This is a genomic window from Paraburkholderia fungorum (assembly GCF_900099835.1).
GTDB lineage: Bacteria > Pseudomonadota > Gammaproteobacteria > Burkholderiales > Burkholderiaceae > Paraburkholderia > Paraburkholderia fungorum_A.
Genome location: NZ_FNKP01000001.1, coordinates 3,079,022 through 3,098,030, shown reverse-complemented (window position 1 = coordinate 3,098,030; position 19,009 = coordinate 3,079,022). Strand labels below are relative to the sequence as shown.

Genomic DNA, 19,009 nt, shown 5'->3' with positions numbered 1-19,009 from the left:
TTGATGATTCAACGCGACGGACCGCGTCACCGCATTGGCGTCACACGCGATTCTTCGCAATCCGCATCACTGCAGGATAGGGTTTCATGCTGAACTTCCTCGTCAAACGTCTCTTTGGCCTGCTGCCGACGCTCTTCATCGTCGCCGTGCTGGTGTTTCTGTTCGTGCATCTGCTGCCTGGCGATCCGGCGCGTCTCGCCGCCGGTCCCGAAGCGGACGAAGCCACCGTCGCGCTGGTGCGCTCGGATCTCGGTCTCGACAAGCCGATGCCGCAGCAGTTCGTCAATTTCTTCGTGCGTATCGCGCACGGCGATTTCGGCATCTCCACGCGCAGCAAGCGGCCTGTGAGTCAGGAGATCGCCGAACGCTTCATGCCGACGCTGCTGCTCACGCTCGCCAGCATGGTGTGGGCGGTCGTGATCGGGATGGCGCTCGGGATCGTCTCGGCGGTCTGGCGTAACCGGTGGCCCGACCGGCTCGGCATGACGCTCGCGGTGTCGGGCATTTCGTTTCCCGCGTTCGCGCTCGGCATGCTGCTGATGGAGATTTTCTCGGTGAAGCTCGGCTGGCTGCCGATTGTCGGCGACGGTTCATGGCGCAGTTACGTGCTGCCGTCGCTGACGCTCGGCGCGGCGGTCGCGGCGGTGATGGCGCGCTTCACGCGGGCGTCGTTCGTCGAAGTCATGCACGAAGATTTCGTACGCACGGCGCGCGCCAAGGGCGTGCCCGAGCGGCTCGTGATCGTCAAGCACTGCCTGCGCAATGCGATGATTCCCGTGATCACGATGATGGGTTTGCAGTTCGGCTTTCTGCTCGGCGGCTCGATCGTGGTCGAAGTGGTGTTCAACTGGCCGGGCCTCGGGCGTCTGCTGGTGGATGCCGTGTCGATGCGCGACTATCCGGTGATTCAGGCCGAAGTGCTGTTGTTCTCGCTCGAATTCATCATCATCAATCTGATCGTCGACGTGATGTACGCGGTGATCAATCCGACTATCCGTTTCAAGTGAGGCCCGCATGAGCATCTCTGCAACCGAGGCGAATGCGGCGCGCGCCGCTATCGTGGAAAGCGCGATCCGTACACCGTGGAGCGAGTTCTGGCGCAAATTCCGCAAGCAGCACGTGGCGCTCGGCGCCGGTATTTTCGTGCTGCTGCTGATCGTGGTCGCGATTGCCGCGCCGCATATCGTGCCGTACGACCCGGAGAATTTCTTCGACTACGACGCGCTGAATGCGGGGCCGTCCGCGGCGCACTGGTTCGGCGTCGATTCGCTGGGCCGCGATATTTTCAGCCGCATTCTCGCGGGTTCGCGCATCTCGCTTGAGGCGGGCTTTCTGTCGGTCGCGATCGGTGCGGTGATCGGCACGTTCTTCGGCCTGCTCGCCGGTTACTACGAAGGCTGGTGGGACCGCATCACGATGCGCGTGGCTGACGTGCTGTTCGCGTTTCCCGGCATTCTGCTGGCAATCGGCGTGGTCGCGATTCTCGGCAACGGCATGATCAACGTGATCTGCGCGGTGGCGATTTTCAGCATTCCCGCGTTCGCGCGGCTGGTGCGCGGCAACACGCTGATGCTCAAGCAGCTCACGTATATCGAGGCGGCGCGCAGCATCGGCGCGTCGGACTGGACGATCATCGTGCGGCACATTCTGCCGGGGACGATTTCGTCGGTGGTGGTGTACTTCACGATGCGTATCGGCACGTCGATCATCACGGCGGCGAGCCTGTCGTTTCTCGGACTCGGTGCGCAGCCGCCGACGCCCGAGTGGGGCGCGATGCTCAACGAAGCGCGCGCGGATATGGTCACCGCTCCGCATATCGCGCTGTTTCCGAGCCTGGCGATTTTCCTGACCGTGCTGGCGTTCAATCTGCTCGGCGACGGTCTGCGCGACGCGCTCGATCCGAAGCTCGACCGGCTATGAACCCCGCACCGCATATCGGCACGCTGGCGAGCGGGCCGCTCGGTACGATCGCCGATGTCGACGGCGTGGCGGTCGGTCATTGCACGATCGACCAGCATGCGTTGCAAACCGGCGTCACGGTCATTCGTCCGCATCGCGACGATCCGTTTGTTCATAAGGTGCCCGCTGCGGTGTCGGTGATCAACGGTTTCGGCAAGAGCATCGGGCTGGTGCAGGTCGAAGAACTCGGCACGCTGGAAACACCGATCGCGTTGACCAATACGTTCGGCGTGGGCGCGGTGGCGCAGGCGCAGATTCGTGCGGCGATCCGCGCGAATCCGCAGATCGGGCGCGAGTGGTCGACCGTGAATCCGCTGGTGTTCGAATGCAATGACGGCTACCTGAACGATATCCAGGCGCTCGCCGTCACCGAACAGCATTTCAACGACGCATTCGATGCCGCCAATGCCAACGTCGCGAGTGGCTCGGTCGGGGCCGGGCGTGGCATGTCGTGCTTCGATCTGAAGGGCGGGATCGGCAACGCGTCGCGCGTGGTCGAGGTGGCGGGGCGGCGGTACACGGTCGGCGCGCTCGTGCTCGCGAACTTCGGGCGTCTGCCGATGCTGACGATCGACGGTACGCCGCTCGGGCGCATGCTGACCGACCGCGCGGCTGAAGCAGCAACGTCTGAAGCAGCGGCGCTCAGCGCCAAACCCGAACAAGGCTCGATCATCATGATCGTCGCCACCGATGCGCCGCTCGACGCGTGTCAACTGAAGCGCCTTTCTTTGCGCGCGGCAGCCGGTCTTGCACGCACCGGCTCCGTGTACGGTCACGGCAGCGGCGATATCGCGCTGGCGTTTTCAACCGCCTACACGGTGCCGCACGACGCCGATTCGATCACGCTGCCGCCGCTCGTCGCCGATGCGCGTCTCGATCCGCTGTTCCGCGCGTGCGCCGACAGCGTCGAGCAGGCGATTATCGATGCGTTGTGGAGCGCGACATCCGTAACGGGGCGTGACGGACATCGACGTGTGTCGTTGCACGACAGCGTGCCCGACCTCGCTCAACTACTGAAGCTCACCGACTAGCGAATCATGAAAGTCCTCATTTCCGCCGATATCGAAGGCGTGGCCGGCGTATTCCACCCTGAGCAAACCCGCGCGGGCAACGGCGAATACGAAGCCGCGCGCCGCTGGATGACGCTCGAAGCCAACGCGGCAATCGAAGGCGCGTTCGCGGGCGGAGCGTCGCAAGTGTGGGTCAACGATTCGCACGGCGGCTTTCGCAACCTGCTGCCCGATCTGCTCGATCCGCGCGCGCAGGTCGTGCTCGGCAAACCCCGCACGCTCGGCATGATGGCCGGGCTCGAATACGGCGCGGCGCTGGTCTTCATGATCGGCTATCACGCGATGGCGCAAACGCGCGGCATCCTCTCGCACACGATCAACAGTTTTGCATTCGCACGGGTCGCGTTCGACGGCGTCGAGTTGGGCGAAGCCGGTGTGTACGGCGCGCTGGCTGAAGAATATGGCGCACGTGTAGCGCTTTTATCCGGCGACGATGTTTTCGCCGAGGAAACGGCGCCACGTTTTCCTGATGCACGCTTTGTCGTCACGAAGAGTGCGACCGGGCACGCGAGCGGCGTGACGCAATCGCCAGCGAATGCGCGCGAGGCGATCCGCAGTGCTGCTTGCGAAGTGGTGCGGCAGCACATCGCCGGCGGTCACGCGCCGCATGCGGTCCGCCTGTCGCAAACGAAGCCCGTCGATTGTGAACTGCGTGTGCAAACCAGCGCGCTGGCCGATCTGTTCTGTCAGTGGCCGACGCTCACACGCATCGACGCCGTGACGTTGCGCTTTAGCGCGGCATCGGCAGAACATGCTGTGCGGATGCTGAACTGTCTTTCCGCAATGTCGTTCATGCTGCGTTAGGGCTAGCGCAAGTCCAGGCCCAAGCCTACGCGGCCATTTCACTCCGCTTACGTTTCACTCCGCAAACGCGCACCCAGACGGCACGTTTAGTGAGGACGCGTTACGCTCTGGCATTCTGGAGCGACTGTCCTTGTCACTGAGTTCTCACTGAGCGGAGTACAGCATGGGTAAGCAGACGATTGCGGATTATCTGGCGAAGACACTGGCGGCAGCCGACGTCGAGCGCATCTGGGGCGTGACGGGCGACAGCCTGAACGGCCTGTCCGACAGCTTGCAGCGGGTCGGCTCGATTCGCTGGATGCACACGCGTCACGAAGAAGTCGCCGCCTTCGCAGCGGGCGCCGATGCCGCCGCGACCGGCAAGCTCGCGGTGTGCGCGGGCAGTTGCGGGCCGGGCAATCTGCATCTGATCAACGGGCTGTACGACTGTCACCGGAACCATCAGCCGGTGCTGGCGATTGCCGCGCATATTCCGTCGTCGGAAATCGGGCTGGGGTACTTCCAGGAAACTCATCCGCAGGAATTGTTCAAGGAGTGCAGCCATTACGTGGAACTGGTGACGAACCCGTCGCAGTTTCCGCGCGTGCTGGCCCGCGCGATGCGCACCGCCATCGAAGAACGCGGCGTCGCGGTCATCGTCTTGCCGGGCGATGTCGCGCTTGCCGAAGCGCCCGAAGAAACGCCCGCGTGGGCCGGGACGCTGGAGCGCTCGACGGTGGTGCCGTCCGAAGCCGATCTCGACCGTCTCGCCGATCTGCTGAACCAGGCGGGCGGCGTGACGCTGCTATGCGGCAGCGGTTGCGCCGACGCGCACGACGAAGTCGTCGCCTTCGCCGATCAACTCGGCGCGCCGACTGTGCACGCGTTGCGCGGCAAGCAGTACGTGGAGTGGGACAATCCGTTCGATGTCGGCATGACCGGACTGATCGGCTTCAGCTCCGGCTATCACGCGATGATGTCGTGCGACACGCTCGTGATGCTCGGTACCGATTTCCCGTATCGCAACTTCTATCCGTCGCACGGCAACGTCGTGCAGATCGACCGGCGCGGCTCCGCGCTGGGCAAGCGCGCGCCGTTGAAGCTCGGGCTGGTCGGCGACGTGAAAGCGACCTTGCAGGCGCTGCTGCCGAAGCTCAAGCGCAAGACCGACCGGCGCTTTCTCGAGAACGCGCGCAAACATTACGCAGACACCCGCAAGGGCCTCGACGATCTCGCGCGGCCGTCGGACCCAGGGCGCGCGATCCATCCGCAGTATTTGACCAGCATCATCGACAAGGTGGCGAATGAAGACGCGGTGCTGTGCGCCGATGTCGGCACGCCCACGTTATGGGCCGCACGTTATCTGACGATGAACGGCAAGCGCAGTCTGCACGGCTCGTTCAATCACGGCTCGATGGCGAACGCGATGCCGCAGGCGCTCGGCGCACAGGCGGCCGACCCGGGGCGTCAGGTGATATCGATGTCGGGCGACGGCGGCCTGTCGATGCTGCTCGGCGACCTGCTCACCGCGCGCCAGCTCGATCTGCCGATCAAGGTCGTCGTGTTCAACAACAGCACGCTCGGTTTCGTCGCGATGGAGATGAAGGCGGGCGGTTATCTCGAGAGCGGCACCGATCTCGCCGCTACCGACTTCGCGGCGATCGCGCGCGGTGCGGGGATCTACGGCGTGCGGATCGAGCATTCGGAAAATATCGAAACGGCGCTGCGTGAAGCGTTCGCGCATCCGGGCCCGGCGGTGATCGACGTGGTGACGGCGAAGCACGAACTGGCGATGCCGCCGAAAATCCAGTGGGCGCAGGCGAAGGGCTTCAGCCTGTATATGTTGAAGGCGGTGCTGAATGGTCGCGGCGATGAGGTGGTCGAACTGGCGACCACCAATTTGCGCTGAGCTTTGAATTAACGCTGGAAGATGCGTGATCGACCTTCACGCATCATCCAGCGCGCGATCACTGCTGCCGGCTCAACTCACGCGCGGCACGGTCGATCACATCGGCAATCGCTCCCGCATGCGATACCGGCGCGAGGTGGCTCGACGCCATCGGCACGATTTTCGCGCCCATCCGGTCGGCCATGAACCGCTGCACATCGGGCGACACCGCGCGGTCTTTTGTGGTCAGCACATACCACGACGGCTTTTCCTTCCAGCCGACCTGGCTCACCGTTTCGCTGAATGCTTTCCCGCTGATCGGCACCTGTGCAACCGACAGCACGCGCGTCAGATTCTCGGGCACGTCCGCCGCGAAATCCGCGTGATAGCGGGTGCGGTCCAGCCATAAGAAGCCGCTTGCGTCCGCGTTGATCGCCTGGCCCGCAGGCATCTGCGCGCCGCGTTTCATCAGATCGACCGTCGATTCGTGCAGGTCCGGCGCAATCGCCGCAATGTAGACGAGGCCCGCGACGTTCGGCGCGCTGGCGCCCGCTTCGGTAATCACGACGCCGCCCCACGAATGACCGACCAGCATCGTCGGGCCGTCCTGACGGGCGAGCACGCGGCGCGTGGCGGCGACGTCGTCGGCGAGCGAGGTAAGCGGGTTCTGCACCGAACTCACGTGATAACCCTTCTGCTGCAAGCGGGCCACCACGCCGTTCCAACTCGATCCGTCGACGAAAGCGCCGTGAACCAGCACGATATTGCGCACGGGCCCGCTCAAAGTCGCGGCGGGCTTAGCGGGAGAGGCGACGGTGGCAGCGGGGGCGGGTGTGGCAGGCGTCGCTGCCGGCGTGACGGGTTCGGGCGCAGCAGGCGTGACGGCCTCGGTGCCCGGCTGGTCCGCCGGTTCCGCTGCGGGAGCCGCGGTTTGCGCGAAGGCATTCATCCCCGCGAAACACAGAGACCAGACAGCGGCGCAAAGCAGGCGTTTGGGCGACATGTTGAATCTCCGGGGGCTGACTTCTCGACTAGGGCAACATACCGAAGCACCGCCCGGGTGACAATCACTATCCTCGCCGTTAAGTGCGGCGCAGTACCAACGGAATGCAACGCAAATCAGGTCCCTATTCCACGCGGGTTGGTCCCAGTATTTAGGTGATGACCGGGCAAGGTAAAATTTGCGGTTTTGCCTGGACGGCCTCCGAGCCTGCCGGGCTGATTGACATCCAAACACTGGGGCGCAAGTTGAATAGTGCACAGCAGCAAGAGGGCCTGAAGCGCGGGCTCAAGAATCGCCACATCCAGCTTATCGCGCTGGGCGGGGCGATCGGCACGGGCCTCTTTCTCGGCTCGGCCAGCGTGTTGCAGGCAGCCGGTCCGTCGATGATTCTCGGCTACGCGATCGGCGGCATCATCGCGTTCATGATCATGCGTCAGCTGGGCGAAATGGTCGCGCAGGAGCCGGTCGCCGGTTCGTTCAGCCATTTCGCGTACAAATACTGGGGCGATTTCCCGGGCTTTCTGTCGGGCTGGAATTACTGGGTGCTGTACGTGCTCGTGAGCATGGCCGAGCTGACGGCAGTCGGCACCTATGTTCACTACTGGTGGCCGGGCGTGCCCACGTGGGTGTCGGCGCTGGTGTGCTTCGCCGCGATCAACGCGATCAACCTGGCGAACGTCAAGGCTTACGGCGAAACCGAGTTCTGGTTCGCGATCATCAAGGTCGTGGCGGTGATCGGCATGATCGTGTTCGGCGGTTTTCTGCTGATTAGCGGACACGGCGGCCCGCAAGCGTCGATCACCAACCTGTGGAGCCACGGCGGCTTTTTCCCGCATGGCTTCCACGGTCTGTTCATGATGCTCGCGGTGATCATGTTTTCGTTCGGCGGGCTGGAGCTGATCGGCATTACCGCCGCTGAAGCCGCCGATCCGCAGAAGAGCATTCCGAAGGCCGTGAATCAGGTGATCTACCGGATCCTGATTTTTTACATCTGCTCGCTGGCGGTGCTGCTGTCGTTGTATCCGTGGAACCAGGTGGCGGCGGGCGGCAGCCCGTTCGTGATGATCTTCTCGCAGATCGGCTCCACGCTGACCGCGAACGTGCTCAACGTGGTCGTGCTGACGGCCGCGCTGTCGGTCTACAACAGCGGCGTCTACGCGAATAGCCGCATGCTCTACGGTCTCGCGGAGCAGGGCAACGCGCCGCGCGCGCTGATGAAGGTCGACCGGCGCGGCGTGCCGTATATGGCGATCGGTTTGTCGGCGCTGGCTACCTTCACCTGCGTGATCATCAACTATCTGATTCCGGCCGAAGCGCTCGGGCTGCTGATGGCGCTGGTCGTCGCCGCGCTGGTGTTGAACTGGGCGCTGATCAGCCTGACGCATCTGAAGTCGCGCAGGGCGATGGTCGCGGCGGGCGAGAAGCTCGTGTTCAAGTCGTTCTGGTTCCCGGTCAGCAACTGGATCTGCCTCGCGTTCATGGCGCTGATCCTCGTGATTCTGGCGATGACGCCGGGTCTGTCGGTGTCCGTGTGGCTCGTGCCGGTGTGGCTGCTGCTGATGTGGGCAGGCTATGTGTTCAAGCGCCGGCGCGCGGCCGCGCACGGCGGCGCGGGCGTGGCAGGGCATTAAATGTCTGCGTGATAGCGCGGGTGTGGGCGGTTCCGGGCTTAGGCAGTCGGGACCACTCATCCCCGGCAGCGAAGCGGCATCTACATGCACCGCTTCTGCAGTTTTACGTTCGGCCTGGCCAGGCCGACGCATTTATTCAGGCAATCACACTATCGGCGACGCAATGTCGCCGATTTCCGTTTACGGCCACTTTACGGCCCCTTAATCGCGGCCAGGACTGCGCGCAATAGTCTGCGAAAACGCGCCTGAAAACCCCTCCGCATTTCCCCGATAGGCGAAGTGGATGTGCCCGAGCGCACAGATTGATTTGGCGGAGCCGGTAATCTCAGTCCGAACGTCGGACCTGAGCATCGGCGGCGTGGCAAAAAATACTTAAAACCTGTTGTGAGACGCTCAAGCGGGGGTGTCGGCACAGCCCTTCGCATTGCTGTGCTATCCGGCGATGCGACGCCGGGCTTGCCGCTCGGGCCGCCGCCTTCCCAATGCCAGTCATCCGGTTTCCCGTAAGTCCCGCGCCTGCGCGGGCATGAAGTCGCGATCACTCGCACGTTTTATTCTGTGTACCGAACAAGGGGACGTCATGTTCAATGCAAGCGCCGTGCGCGCGAAGTCGGGATTGAGCCTCGGTGCGGGCGCCGTGCTGCTGCTTCTGGTCGCGGTGGCCTGCCTCGCGCTGCACGTCGTGCACATCGTCGCGAAGTTCCGCGCGAATCCAGCCGATGCGTTCAGCGATTTCAACCTCTATCTCTACGCATTCAACGCTGTGCTGGACGACCCGGCGAGCCTCTACGATCACGACAGCCTCGTGACGTTCCTGCAGCAGATCGGCGCGCGCTCCACGGGCGACGACGTGTTCTACGCGTACCCGCCGCAGTTCGCGCTGTTCTTCTCGCCCCTGTCGTTGCTGACGCCGCTGGCCGCCAAACTTGTCTGGTTCTGCGGATCGGTCCTGCTGTTTGCAGGCGGGCTGTGGATGCTTGTGAAAATGGCCTACCGTGGCACCGAACGCGGTGTCGGCGTGTTGCTGGTTGCGATCGCGCTGCTGAGCTTTCCGCTGATCGAAGATACCTACGACGGCCAGTCGAACGAATTGCTGTTCTTTCTGCTGGTCGCCACGTTTTTCCTGATCGAGCGAGGCAATCGCTATGCCGCCGGTCTCTTTCTCGGCTTCGCGATCGCGATCAAACTGACGCCTGTTGCGGTCGCCGGCTTGCTGCTGTTGCGCCGCGAATGGCGCGTGGTGATCGTGACGATCGTCGTGTCCACGGTGCTGACGCTGCTTACCGCTGCGCAGTTGGGCTCGCGCGTTTTGTGGCACTACTTCATGTCGGACATGGCGCGTCTGAACGGCATGACCATGGCGATGGGCGGGGGCGGCGCGCCGAGCAACAACTCGTTGCGAGGCGCGTTGCAGACGCTGTCGACGAATGTCGGCATGCCGATCCCCGACGGCATGCTCGCGATTATTTCCGCGGTGTTCGTGCTGGCCGTGTGCCTGTTTTCCGCGTATCTGGTAATTCGCCGCCATCGCGACAGCCGGATGGACTACGCGCTCATCTGCATGACGATGTTGATGGTGTATCCGGTACTCGAATCGATCCACATGGTGCTGGCGCTGATCCCGCTGCTGATTCTGCTGGGGAGCGCTTTCGAGCCGCGAGCGGAGCGGCTTTCCGCGATAGGTCTGAAAGTGGAGATGCTTCTGGGCGCGGTTGCCGTGGTGTTGTTGTTTTTCTCGGCGAGGTTTGTGTCTTATACGGTCGCGTCGATGATCATTTATCTGCTTTGCGTCGCGCGATATTTTTCACCGTCGATGAAGTCGTGGCGACGGAAATCTCATCACGTGCGGCGACTTGCATGACAAGTGCTGGCGGCAGCCACTGGGATTATTTGATGCGAAGGGATTTTGCGATGTCTTCCGGATAGTTGAAAATCCGAAAGATTGTTGATGGTGCCCAGGGCCGGAATCGAACCGGCACGCCTTGCGGCGGGGGATTTTGAGTCCCCTGCGTCTACCAATTTCACCACCTGGGCAGGTCCTGCAGCGTACGCGCTAGAACACGGCGCGCAGCGAAGACGCAGATTATGGCCGAAAATTCGACGACGGGCAAGCCGGTTGCCCCGGTCTTTTGCTTCGGGCCCGTCGAAGCGGTCAAACCGTACGGGAAAACCGTTCGAGCGTCTGCTGTCCGAGGTAGCGGTCGAACACCATCGCGATGTTGCGCACGAGCATGCGTCCGGCCATCAGCACGTCGAGACGGCCGGCGCCAATCGACACCAGGCCGTCGTCCTCGAAGCTGCGCAGGCGCTCCAGTTCCGGCGCGAACGTGTCGGCGAAGCGGATGCCATACGCGGCTTCGAATTCATCGAAGCGCAATTCCAGGTTGCACATGAGTTGCGTGATGACGTCGCGGCGCAGGCGGTCGTCGGCGGTAAGACGCACGCCGCGTGTGATCGCGAGGCGCCCCGAGTCGATTGCGTCGGCGTAGGCGGGCAGCTCCTTTGCGTTCTGCGCGTACACGTCGCCGACCTTGCCGATCGACGATGCACCGAAGCCGATCAGATCGCATTCGGCTCGCGTGCTATAGCCCTGAAAATTGCGATGCAACGTGCGCTGTGCCTGCGCACGCGCGAGTTCGTCGGTGGGCAGCGCGAAGTGATCCATGCCGATGTACACATAACCCGCGTCCGTCAGACGTTCGACCACTCGTTGCAGCAGCGCAAGCCGTTCGGTGGGCGAGGGCAGCGTTGCCGGGTCCATCTGACGCTGCATCTTGAAGAGCTGCGGCATGTGCGCATACGCGAATACCGACAGACGATCAGGCGCGAGTTCGATCATCGTGTCGAGCGTGCGCGTGAAGCTGTCGACCGTTTGATGCGGCAGTCCGTAAATCAGGTCGACGCCGATCGAATGAAAGTGCGTGTCGCGTGCGGCCTGCATCACCGAGGTCGTCATTTCGAGCGGCTGAATACGGTTGATCGCCTTCTGCACGACCGGATCGAAGTCCTGCACGCCCAGGCTCAAACGGTTGAAGCCCAACTCGCGCAAATGCGCGATCGTGTCAGGCGACGCTTCGCGCGGATCGACTTCGATCGAATATTCGGCGTCGTCGTCGGGCAGCAGCGTGAAGTGCTCGCGCGTGGCGGCCATCAATTCGGCCATTTCATCGTGCGACAAAAAAGTGGGCGTGCCGCCGCCCCAATGCAATTGCGATACCGGACGCTGTGTGTCGAAACATGCGGCCTGCAACGCCATTTCACGCTTCAACCGGTCGAGGTACGGACGCGCGTGCGCGCGGTTTTTCGTGGCGACCTTGTTGCAGCCGCAGTAGAAGCACACGGTGTCGCAAAACGGAATGTGGAAGTACAGCGAGAGGTCGGTTGCGTACGCGCCCGGGTCGGCGGCGGCACGGAAATAGTCGGCGGGGTCGAAGGTTTCGCGGAACTGCAGCGCGGTCGGATAGGACGTATACCGTGGACCGTTCGCGTTGTACTTGGCGAGCAGGTCGGGGCGAAATAGCGTGTTGGCGGTGGTCATGAGTGGCTCGAATGAGTCGGCCACCGAGGAAGAGGCGAGAGCAGGCGGCATCGCCCGGACCCGATCGAACAGCGCAGACGTCTCTTGAACATGGCCTTTCGGAGCTTTCGAGTTTAAGTGAGCGCCGGCTGGCCGGATTGTGTAAAAAGGTCGCACAAAAAATCAGCCGGGCAGGCGATGGCACAATGCCGGTCTGGCAATGCGTTGCCTGTTTTCGAGTTCAGGAAAAATGTCGTGAGTGATGTTGGCCAAAGCGTTATTCAAAGCGGTTCACAGGGTGTGCCCGAGGGCGTCCTGAATCGCGTGACGAAGCGCGCGTCTCCGTTCGATTCCGCCGATCACGCGTGCCGCCCCGATTGCGGCGCGTGCTGTATCGCGCCGTCGATTTCGAGTCCGATTCCGGGCATGCCGCACGGCAAGCCGGCGGGCGTGCGCTGCGTGCAACTCGGCGACGATCTGCGCTGCGCGATTTTCGGCCAGCCGGAGCGGCCGGCGTGCTGTTCCGGCCTGCAACCGCAGACGGAGATGTGCGGCTCGAACCGTACGGAAGCGCTCGCGTGGCTGACGCAGCTGGAAGTGATGACTCGGCCGCAATCCGGACAAGTCGCAGCCGGCCAGTAACGCGAGTCGCATCGACCTGTCGCCGCCGCGTGCGCTTATTCATTCACTCACTCACGACGACATAACCACGCGACGCCGCAACGACATGACCCAACGCAACCGCATGCCCGAAACATCTTCCACTGGAGATTCCGCATGACTCGACCCGCAGCGCCGACCCGGCGCCGCTTTCTGCGCGCCGCGCTGACAAGTTTTAGCGCGCTCGGCATTACCGCCTCGCTCGCGGCATGTGCGACGCCGATGTTCCCGTTTATTCCTAAGGACTACACGTTCTCGCATCAGCAGGTGCAGGACGCGGTACAGCGCAAATTTCCGTATCAGCGCACGGTTTCGCAGGTGTTCAATGTCGCGCTGACGAATCCCGTGGTGGGTTTTCTGCCCGATACGAACCGTGTTTCGGTGAAGCTCGACGCACGTTTTGCGAGCCCGTTCATGCCGCAACCGGTCGACGGCGTGTTCACGCTGTCGAGCGAACTCGCGTACGACGCGACCAGCAAATCGATCGTGCTGAGGTCGCCGAATGTCGATAACGTCAGCGTGACTGGCGAGGCGCAGGCCTACACGCAGCAGATCAACGCGGCGGCCGCCGTGCTCGCGCAGCAGCTGCTGACCAACTACCCGATCTACACATTCAAGCCAGAACAGCTTCAATTTGCCGGAGTTAATTACGAACCCGGTACAATCACAATCCTTACAAACGGCATACGCGTGCAAATCGTCGAAAAATGACGTGGTGCGCGGCCGTCGGGGCCGCGCCTGGAGTGTCGACCCCTGATCGTTTCCGACAAATCTACCGCGATGGGGTCACGGATGGACTGGCTACTGGCTTGCAAGGCGCTGATTCTGGGTGTCGTCGAAGGGCTGACCGAATTTCTGCCGGTGTCGAGCACCGGGCACCTGATCGTGGTCGGGAGTTTGCTGAATTTCACCGACCAGCACGCAAAAACTTTCGATGTCGTTATCCAGCTCGGCGCGATTCTCGCCGTGTGCTGGGAATTCCGGCGGCGCATCGGCACGGTGCTGATCGGCCTGCCGACCAGACCGGAAGCGCGGCGCTTCACGCTGAACGTCATCATCGCGACGATTCCGGCCATCGTGCTCGGCCTGCTGTTCGAAAAAAACATCAAGGCGGCGCTGTTCTCGCCGGTGCCGGTCGCGCTCGCGCTGGTGGTCGGCGGCGTGGTGATTTTGTGGGCGGAGGCCCGTCAGCGGGCGCGCGGCAAGACCGAAGCGCGCGTGACCAACGTCGACGATCTGAGCCCGCTGGACGCGCTCAAAGTCGGCCTAGCCCAGTGTTTCGCGCTGGTTCCGGGCACCTCGCGCTCGGGCGCGACGATTATCGGCGGGATGCTGTTCGGACTCGAGCGGCGGGTCGCCACCGAGTTTTCGTTCTTTCTCGCAATTCCGATCATCTTCGGCGCGACCGCTTACGAGCTTTACAAAGACTGGCACCTGCTTTCGGCCGACGCGCTCGGCAGTTTCGCGCTCGGTTTCGTGGCGGCGTTCGTCAGCGCATTTATCTGCGTGCGCTGGTTGCTGCGGTATATCGCGTCGCACGATTTCACCGTGTTCGCGTGGTATCGCATCGGCTTTGGCCTGTTGATCCTGCTGGTTGGCTACAGCGGCGCGTTGAGCTGGGCCGATTGAGGCCTTCTCTCTGATTTTTCGCACCATGAAAAAAGGTCCGCATTAGCGGACCTTTTTGCTTCCGGCGATCAATTCGCCGATGCGCGCGCGTTCTTATGCCGCCGCGCGTTTGCGGAACACCAGATCCCACACGCCGTGGCCGAGCCGCAGTCCGCGTCGCTCGAACTTCGTCACCGGACGATACTCCGGGCGCGGCGCATAGCCGTCAGCCGTGTTGTCGAGCGCGGGGTCGGCGCCCAGCACTTCAAGCATCTGCTCGGCGTAGTTCTGCCAGTCGGTCGCACAGTGCAAATACGCACCCGGCTTCAGACGCGACACCAGCAGCGCGACGAACTTCGGCTGGATCAGCCGGCGCTTGTGGTGGCGCGCCTTGTGCCACGGGTCCGGGAAGAAAATGTGCACACCGTCGAGGCTGTCCGGCGCGATCATCTGTTCGAGCACTTCGACCGCGTCGTGCTGAATGATGCGGATGTTCGACAGCGACTGCTCGCCCATCAGCTTTAGCAGCGCGCCGACGCCCGGTTCGTGGACTTCGACGCCCAGAAAGTCGTCGTCGGGACGGTGCCCTGCGATTTCCGCCGTGGTCGCACCCATGCCGAAGCCGATTTCCAGCACGCGGGGAGCCTGGCGGCCGAACACCGTGTTCCAGTCGGGCTGCTCCGGCGTGTAGGGCACGACGAAGCGGGGGCCGAGTTCGTCCATCGCGCGGCGCTGGCCGGTCGATACGCGGCCAGCGCGCGTGACGAAGCTGCGGATGCGACGGTGGTGGAGGGCATCGCCTTGCGGGGCGTCGTCGGCGGCGGGTTGGTCAGCGGCTTCGCTGGAGGGCGCGGGAAGTTCGTCCGGCAGGCCGGTGTCGTTTGGATCGTGGATCATCGTCGATGCTGCTATGAGTGAGGGCTTTGCGGCTTGCGTGGCGTGGTGCCGGATGCGGCCTGCTCGCGTGGGTGCGGCCGGACTGTCAATCGGGTTATTGATTCACCGGATCAGAGCCATCTTGCTCGCGACTCGCTATGCCGGGCCGCCGCCACTACAAAAAAGCCGCCTTCATGGAGGCGGCTCATGCTGGATCCGCTCAAGATTCAGCGGAAGGTGGAGCGGACATTGCAAGTGCGCGTAAGGTAGCACAATCGAAAAGGGTGCGTCCAGACGGACAACCGCGCGGAGCGTGGCGGAAATGGTCGCGTTTCTCTAATCCTGGCCAGCTTTTTTGCGGATTAATCGCCGGTTTTCAGTTGCAGCGATGCAGACGGGCGTTTTGTTTTGAGATGGACGCGCAACATGCACGGCGAGCCGGTTTTCCCGGTACAGCAAAGAGGGAGCGGCGAATGTGACGACAGGGGAGGGGATCTGCACAGCGACTTTCGCAAACCCCGCCGAAGAATCTCAATTGGCCGAGGCTGGAAGCGTTACTGGAGCGGGCGATGGGAATCGAACCCACGGCTCTAGCTTGGGAAGCTAGGGTATTACCATTATACGACGCCCGCAGAACGCACGATTCTACTCGGGAAAGGGCGAAAAGCGCAAACTACGCCGCCCGCCGCTTTCCCGCAGACGCATCGATCAGTGTCGTCAGATCACGAAGTAGGTCAGTTGAACGGCAGCGCGCGTCACCACCATCAACAGCACCTGCACGATCACGAACAGCAGAATCGGCGATAGATCGATGCCGCCCAATTGCGGCACTACGCGGCGCAGCGGGTTCAGGAACGGCGCGGTCAGTTGATAAAGAATCGGCATGGCCGGCGAACGCGGGTTGAGCCATGACAGCAGCGCCATCAGGATCGTCATCCAGATAATCAGATTCAGCGCCCATTTGATGACCGTCAGCACCGCGACGATCATCAGCGTCGGCAGAAGCGCCCGTGGGTCGGCGCCGGTCAACATCACCATCAGCACGACATAGACGATTGCCGCGAGCAACGCCGCGACAATGCTCGCCCAGTCGATGTTCTTGGTGCTCGACAAAATCCGCCGCAGCGGCAGCACGATCCAGTTCGTGGCTTGCAGGACGGCGTTCGTCACCGGGTTGTACGGTGGCATACGCACCACCTGGAGCCAGGCGCGCAGCAGCAGCGCCGCGCCGAACAGCGTGAAAACGGTATTGAGCAGAAAGCGGGCGATATCGCCAAACATCTCGTGTCCTTATGCTTCTGATGACGGCCGTCGACCGGCCGCGGGATGCCGGCGTGACCGATCGGTGCGCGCCGGCGGTTTCATTTGAGTTACGTGCGCCTTTTCCGGGAAAAGGCGCGTCACACGACGTCTCGATCAGCCGGCCGCCGCGCCGTCCCGCCTAAGCGGGGTGCGGCCCGGTCAGCGGCTAACTGAATTACATGCCGGAATTTTCACTTCTGTCCGCGCGACATCACACGGAAATCTTGATCTCGCTGATCAGGATCGTTCCGTTGCCGCCGTCGGTGTAATTGGGGATATCGGCGGTCAGTTGCTCGGCCGCCGGCTTGAACACCTTGTAGAAATCGTCTGCGCTATCGAACAGAAAGTGGCCCGCGGCCACGTAAGGCGGCGGTGTTCCCGGCGGCCCGGCGTTGATGCCGACATCGACCGACCAGCCCTTCAGCGACGGCCCGAACAGCTTCGCCGCGAGCGGCATATGCGTGACGCAGTAATAGTCCACGTCGAAGTGGCCGTTTTCCCGATACGGATAAAGGATGCTGACCTTGATCATTGTGCGTTCTCGTCTGTTGGTCCCGAAGCGCGGCGCCAGCGGATTCTCGCGCGGCGCCGGACGTCACATTATCACGGCTTACTTGACGCTTGCACCTGCCGCAGCCTGATTCAGAGCGCGCGCGAGCGAATCTTCCACCACTTCCGCGATCGAGCCGATCGCAGCGGGCGGTGTCGCGCGACGTTCCGCGAGTGCGACCGCGCGGCGGGTCAGCAAACCGTACAGCGCCGCGTGATCGCCGCCGAGGCCTTCCAGCAGCGTCAACTGTTTTTCGACCACGCCGGTGTCGCCGCGTGACACCGGACCCGCCAGCGCGTTGGGCAAACCCTTGTCGCGGGCGGTTTCGATGGTGCCGGAGAGCATCGGCAGCAGCGCGCGCAACGCGTCGTCTTCGGCGAAACCCAGTGTGCGCCACAACGCGACGCATTCGGCCAGGCTGCACAGCGCGAAACTTGCGGCATAGTGCGCGGCGGCGTGATACAGCATGCGGCCGCCCGCCGGAATCGACAGCGGATGGCAGCGCAGCGCCGTGGCCAGCGCTGTCAGCGTGTCTTTCAACGCGCCGTCGGCCTCGATCGTCACCGAGCAGCCGGCGATTCGGTCGAGGTCGGCGAGGTCGCCGCTAAACAGGTAAAGTGGATGGAAACCACCGATTGAAACACCCTGATCGCGAGCCGGCGCCAGCAGTTCGACCGGCGACGCGCCACTGCAGTGCACCAGCGCCTTGCCGTGCTCGTGCGCAGCGGCGTCCGGGCCGAACCGCAGTGTGTGCGCTGACGTACCGATGCTGTCGTCGGGAACGGCTAAAAACACTACATCAGCGGCGTCGACGACCTGTTGTGGATCGTCGAATGCCACGCAATGCCCGATTTGACTGGCAAGCCGGCTGGCCGAGGCCGCCGAGCGGCTCGCGACGGCGGTGACCGGGTAACCGGCGCGTGAAAAGCTCAGCGCAAGACACCGCGCGAGCCGCCCGGCGCCGATAAAACCGAGGCGCGGCAAAGGGGACTGGGACATAATTACCGGCTCCAGACGGAATATCCGATGAACGGGAATGCAGAAGTATCGCGCATCCGGCCACAGGCAGCGTCACGGCACACGATTTCCTCTGATCAATTCGCTGGCGATATGGCGGCTGCGGGCAGGTATCTGGCGGCGCGGCACTCGTAGGCCTGGAAACTGCTCACAATCTTCTGAACACGTTCTACTGACGTTTCATCCGAAAGTCGGTTTTGCAGTTGCTGTTTCTGGGTAAATTCGTTTCGCAGTCAGATTCGGGAGGTTCACATGAGTATTTTTTCTTACCGAAAGCACTTGCGGTTCCTGACACATGCACAGCGCCGTCGCTGGTGGGATCAGAAGAAACGATTGACGCCGCGAGTGCGGATCAGCGGCGCGTATGTCCCGCCGAACGTGTCGCGCGAATTTGCTTACGTGAAAGTCGGCTGAACCCATAGCGGACGGTAGCGAGAATGCCCGGCGAGATTTCGCCGGGCATTTTTTATTGGATTTTTCATTCGCATCGTCAGGATTGAAGCGAATTTGTAATCAAAGATTACTGAAAAGTACGCGTGTAAAGCCTGTAATTGTGTGAAGTAAAAGAATCGCGTGCGTTAGATCCGCTAAACCCTTGATTTTCCAATGGGTGCCCCCCAATTTTTGACAATGTCGCAGTAAAGAGAAAGGGATCCCGATGTGGCTAATTGCAATTTGCAACAAATGCGAACAGATGGTCCCGGCCTTTTTCGATACATTGAATTCAGAGCATGCGAGGCATGCGAAGTCGGCGACCTTGGTGGGCCGCGCTAGGAGAATAGAAGTGAAGAAGATCGTTCCGTTTGTCGTTGCCGCAGCACTCGGCTTGGGAGTCGCCGGTGCCGCCGAGGCGCATGTTTCCGTAGGGATCGGTATCGGAATTCCGGTCGCGCCGGCTTATCCGGTTTATGCCGCGCCTCCGCCGGTCTATTACGCACCGCCGCCGCCGGTCTATGCACCGCCTGTCGTGTATGCTCCGCCGCCGGCAGTTGTCGTGGGCGGGTATTACGGCGGTTATGGCCGTCCGTATTATCACCATGGCTACTATCGCGGTTATTACGGCGGTCACGGATACGGTCACGGCTACTATCGCCGCTAATTGCATAGCTTTTTCTGAAAGATGTGTTGATGGCGTAACGCCGGCT

General features: G+C 62.5%; 18 protein-coding genes and 2 tRNA genes. 12 read left to right on the top strand and 8 right to left on the bottom strand.

The window, feature by feature from the left end:
- Positions 1-86 precede the first annotated feature (86 nt).
- From gsiC to poxB, 5 genes are all read left to right on the top strand, one after another.
- Positions 87-1,007 (top strand): glutathione ABC transporter permease GsiC, encoded by a 921-nt coding sequence (gene gsiC, locus BLS41_RS13700; protein WP_074765307.1) that lies wholly within the window; start codon positions 87-89, stop codon positions 1,005-1,007.
- 7 nt (positions 1,008-1,014) lie between these two features.
- The gene (gene gsiD, locus BLS41_RS13695) at positions 1,015-1,920 is read left to right on the top strand and encodes a glutathione ABC transporter permease GsiD (protein ID WP_074765305.1); all 906 of its coding nucleotides are present in this window, start codon (positions 1,015-1,017) and stop codon (positions 1,918-1,920) included.
- On the top strand, positions 1,917-2,990 hold the full coding sequence (locus BLS41_RS13690) for a DmpA family aminopeptidase (RefSeq protein ID WP_074765303.1): 1,074 nt from the start codon (positions 1,917-1,919) through the stop codon (positions 2,988-2,990). The genes gsiD and BLS41_RS13690 overlap by 4 nt, the downstream gene beginning before the upstream one ends.
- Positions 2,991-2,996: 6 nt before the next feature.
- Positions 2,997-3,833 (top strand): M55 family metallopeptidase, encoded by an 837-nt coding sequence (locus BLS41_RS13685; RefSeq protein WP_074765301.1) that lies wholly within the window; start codon positions 2,997-2,999, stop codon positions 3,831-3,833.
- 163 nt (positions 3,834-3,996) lie between these two features.
- A complete protein-coding gene (gene poxB, locus BLS41_RS13680) occupies positions 3,997-5,721 on the top strand; it encodes a ubiquinone-dependent pyruvate dehydrogenase (RefSeq protein ID WP_074765299.1) in 1,725 nt (574 codons plus the stop codon).
- Between the two features lie 58 nt (positions 5,722-5,779).
- Here the strand turns inward: poxB and BLS41_RS13675 are convergent, their stop codons facing one another.
- On the bottom strand, positions 5,780-6,703 hold the full coding sequence (locus tag BLS41_RS13675; RefSeq protein WP_074765297.1) for an alpha/beta fold hydrolase: 924 nt from the start codon (positions 6,701-6,703) through the stop codon (positions 5,780-5,782).
- A gap of 245 nt (positions 6,704-6,948) precedes the next feature.
- On the opposite strand from BLS41_RS13675, the gene BLS41_RS13670 reads away from it, so the two are divergent.
- Both BLS41_RS13670 and BLS41_RS13665 read left to right on the top strand, forming a co-directional pair.
- On the top strand, positions 6,949-8,334 hold the full coding sequence (locus tag BLS41_RS13670) for an amino acid permease (protein ID WP_074766528.1): 1,386 nt from the start codon (positions 6,949-6,951) through the stop codon (positions 8,332-8,334).
- A gap of 580 nt (positions 8,335-8,914) precedes the next feature.
- The gene (locus BLS41_RS13665; protein ID WP_074765295.1) at positions 8,915-10,195 is read left to right on the top strand and encodes a glycosyltransferase family 87 protein; all 1,281 of its coding nucleotides are present in this window, start codon (positions 8,915-8,917) and stop codon (positions 10,193-10,195) included.
- An 88-nt stretch (positions 10,196-10,283) separates the two neighbouring features.
- Here the strand turns inward: BLS41_RS13665 and BLS41_RS13660 are convergent.
- Both BLS41_RS13660 and hemN read right to left on the bottom strand, forming a co-directional pair.
- Positions 10,284-10,368 (bottom strand) — tRNA-Leu (locus BLS41_RS13660).
- Positions 10,369-10,486: 118 nt separating this feature from the next.
- Entirely contained in the window at positions 10,487-11,872 is a 1,386-nt protein-coding gene (gene hemN / locus BLS41_RS13655; RefSeq protein WP_074765293.1) for an oxygen-independent coproporphyrinogen III oxidase, read from the bottom strand.
- A gap of 303 nt (positions 11,873-12,175) precedes the next feature.
- On the opposite strand from hemN, the gene BLS41_RS13650 reads away from it, so the two are divergent.
- The 3 genes from BLS41_RS13650 to BLS41_RS13640 all read left to right on the top strand — a co-directional run bounded on the left by BLS41_RS13650 (position 12,176) and on the right by BLS41_RS13640 (position 14,140).
- Positions 12,176-12,493 (top strand): YkgJ family cysteine cluster protein, encoded by a 318-nt coding sequence (locus tag BLS41_RS13650; RefSeq protein ID WP_083379992.1) that lies wholly within the window; start codon positions 12,176-12,178, stop codon positions 12,491-12,493.
- 135 nt (positions 12,494-12,628) lie between these two features.
- Complete coding sequence (locus BLS41_RS13645) at positions 12,629-13,222, top strand: DUF1439 domain-containing protein (protein WP_074765289.1); 594 nt, start codon at positions 12,629-12,631, stop codon at positions 13,220-13,222.
- Positions 13,223-13,303: 81 nt separating this feature from the next.
- The gene (locus BLS41_RS13640; protein ID WP_074765287.1) at positions 13,304-14,140 is read left to right on the top strand and encodes an undecaprenyl-diphosphate phosphatase; all 837 of its coding nucleotides are present in this window, start codon (positions 13,304-13,306) and stop codon (positions 14,138-14,140) included.
- A gap of 93 nt (positions 14,141-14,233) precedes the next feature.
- On the opposite strand, the gene trmB is transcribed toward BLS41_RS13640, so the two are convergent.
- The 5 genes from trmB to BLS41_RS13615 form a co-directional block, all read right to left on the bottom strand.
- On the bottom strand, positions 14,234-15,016 hold the full coding sequence (trmB, locus tag BLS41_RS13635; RefSeq protein ID WP_074765285.1) for a tRNA (guanosine(46)-N7)-methyltransferase TrmB: 783 nt from the start codon (positions 15,014-15,016) through the stop codon (positions 14,234-14,236).
- Between the two features lie 537 nt (positions 15,017-15,553).
- A tRNA-Gly gene (locus tag BLS41_RS13630) sits at positions 15,554-15,627 on the bottom strand.
- An 85-nt stretch (positions 15,628-15,712) separates the two neighbouring features.
- Positions 15,713-16,276, bottom strand: a complete 564-nt coding sequence (locus BLS41_RS13625; protein ID WP_074765284.1) for a YggT family protein — start codon at positions 16,274-16,276, stop codon at positions 15,713-15,715.
- Between the two features lie 232 nt (positions 16,277-16,508).
- Entirely contained in the window at positions 16,509-16,829 is a 321-nt protein-coding gene (locus tag BLS41_RS13620) for an EthD family reductase (RefSeq protein ID WP_074765282.1), read from the bottom strand.
- 78 nt (positions 16,830-16,907) lie between these two features.
- On the bottom strand, positions 16,908-17,846 hold the full coding sequence (locus BLS41_RS13615) for a Rossmann-like and DUF2520 domain-containing protein (protein WP_074765279.1): 939 nt from the start codon (positions 17,844-17,846) through the stop codon (positions 16,908-16,910).
- Positions 17,847-18,116: 270 nt separating this feature from the next.
- Here BLS41_RS13615 and BLS41_RS39020 point away from each other — a divergent pair, with 270 nt between their 5' ends.
- Both BLS41_RS39020 and BLS41_RS13610 read left to right on the top strand, forming a co-directional pair.
- A complete protein-coding gene (locus BLS41_RS39020) occupies positions 18,117-18,278 on the top strand; it encodes a hypothetical protein (RefSeq protein ID WP_171910228.1) in 162 nt (53 codons plus the stop codon).
- Between the two features lie 370 nt (positions 18,279-18,648).
- The gene (locus tag BLS41_RS13610; RefSeq protein ID WP_074765277.1) at positions 18,649-18,963 is read left to right on the top strand and encodes a hypothetical protein; all 315 of its coding nucleotides are present in this window, start codon (positions 18,649-18,651) and stop codon (positions 18,961-18,963) included.
- Positions 18,964-19,009 lie beyond the last annotated feature (46 nt).

Coding starts and splice junctions, on each gene's coding strand:
- BLS41_RS13625 (WP_074765284.1), bottom strand. CDS start 16,276: ATGTTTGGCGATATCGCCCGCTTTCTGCTCAATACCGTTTTCACGCTG.
- poxB (WP_074765299.1), top strand. CDS start 3,997: ATGGGTAAGCAGACGATTGCGGATTATCTGGCGAAGACACTGGCGGCA.
- gsiD (WP_074765305.1), top strand. CDS start 1,015: ATGAGCATCTCTGCAACCGAGGCGAATGCGGCGCGCGCCGCTATCGTG.
- BLS41_RS13645 (WP_074765289.1), top strand. CDS start 12,629: ATGACTCGACCCGCAGCGCCGACCCGGCGCCGCTTTCTGCGCGCCGCG.
- BLS41_RS13675 (WP_074765297.1), bottom strand. CDS start 6,703: ATGTCGCCCAAACGCCTGCTTTGCGCCGCTGTCTGGTCTCTGTGTTTC.
- BLS41_RS39020 (WP_171910228.1), top strand. CDS start 18,117: ATGAGTATTTTTTCTTACCGAAAGCACTTGCGGTTCCTGACACATGCA.
- trmB (WP_074765285.1), bottom strand. CDS start 15,016: ATGATCCACGATCCAAACGACACCGGCCTGCCGGACGAACTTCCCGCG.
- BLS41_RS13620 (WP_074765282.1), bottom strand. CDS start 16,829: ATGATCAAGGTCAGCATCCTTTATCCGTATCGGGAAAACGGCCACTTC.
- BLS41_RS13615 (WP_074765279.1), bottom strand. CDS start 17,846: ATGTCCCAGTCCCCTTTGCCGCGCCTCGGTTTTATCGGCGCCGGGCGG.
- gsiC (WP_074765307.1), top strand. CDS start 87: ATGCTGAACTTCCTCGTCAAACGTCTCTTTGGCCTGCTGCCGACGCTC.
- BLS41_RS13640 (WP_074765287.1), top strand. CDS start 13,304: ATGGACTGGCTACTGGCTTGCAAGGCGCTGATTCTGGGTGTCGTCGAA.
- BLS41_RS13690 (WP_074765303.1), top strand. CDS start 1,917: ATGAACCCCGCACCGCATATCGGCACGCTGGCGAGCGGGCCGCTCGGT.
- BLS41_RS13685 (WP_074765301.1), top strand. CDS start 2,997: ATGAAAGTCCTCATTTCCGCCGATATCGAAGGCGTGGCCGGCGTATTC.
- hemN (WP_074765293.1), bottom strand. CDS start 11,872: ATGACCACCGCCAACACGCTATTTCGCCCCGACCTGCTCGCCAAGTAC.
- BLS41_RS13665 (WP_074765295.1), top strand. CDS start 8,915: ATGTTCAATGCAAGCGCCGTGCGCGCGAAGTCGGGATTGAGCCTCGGT.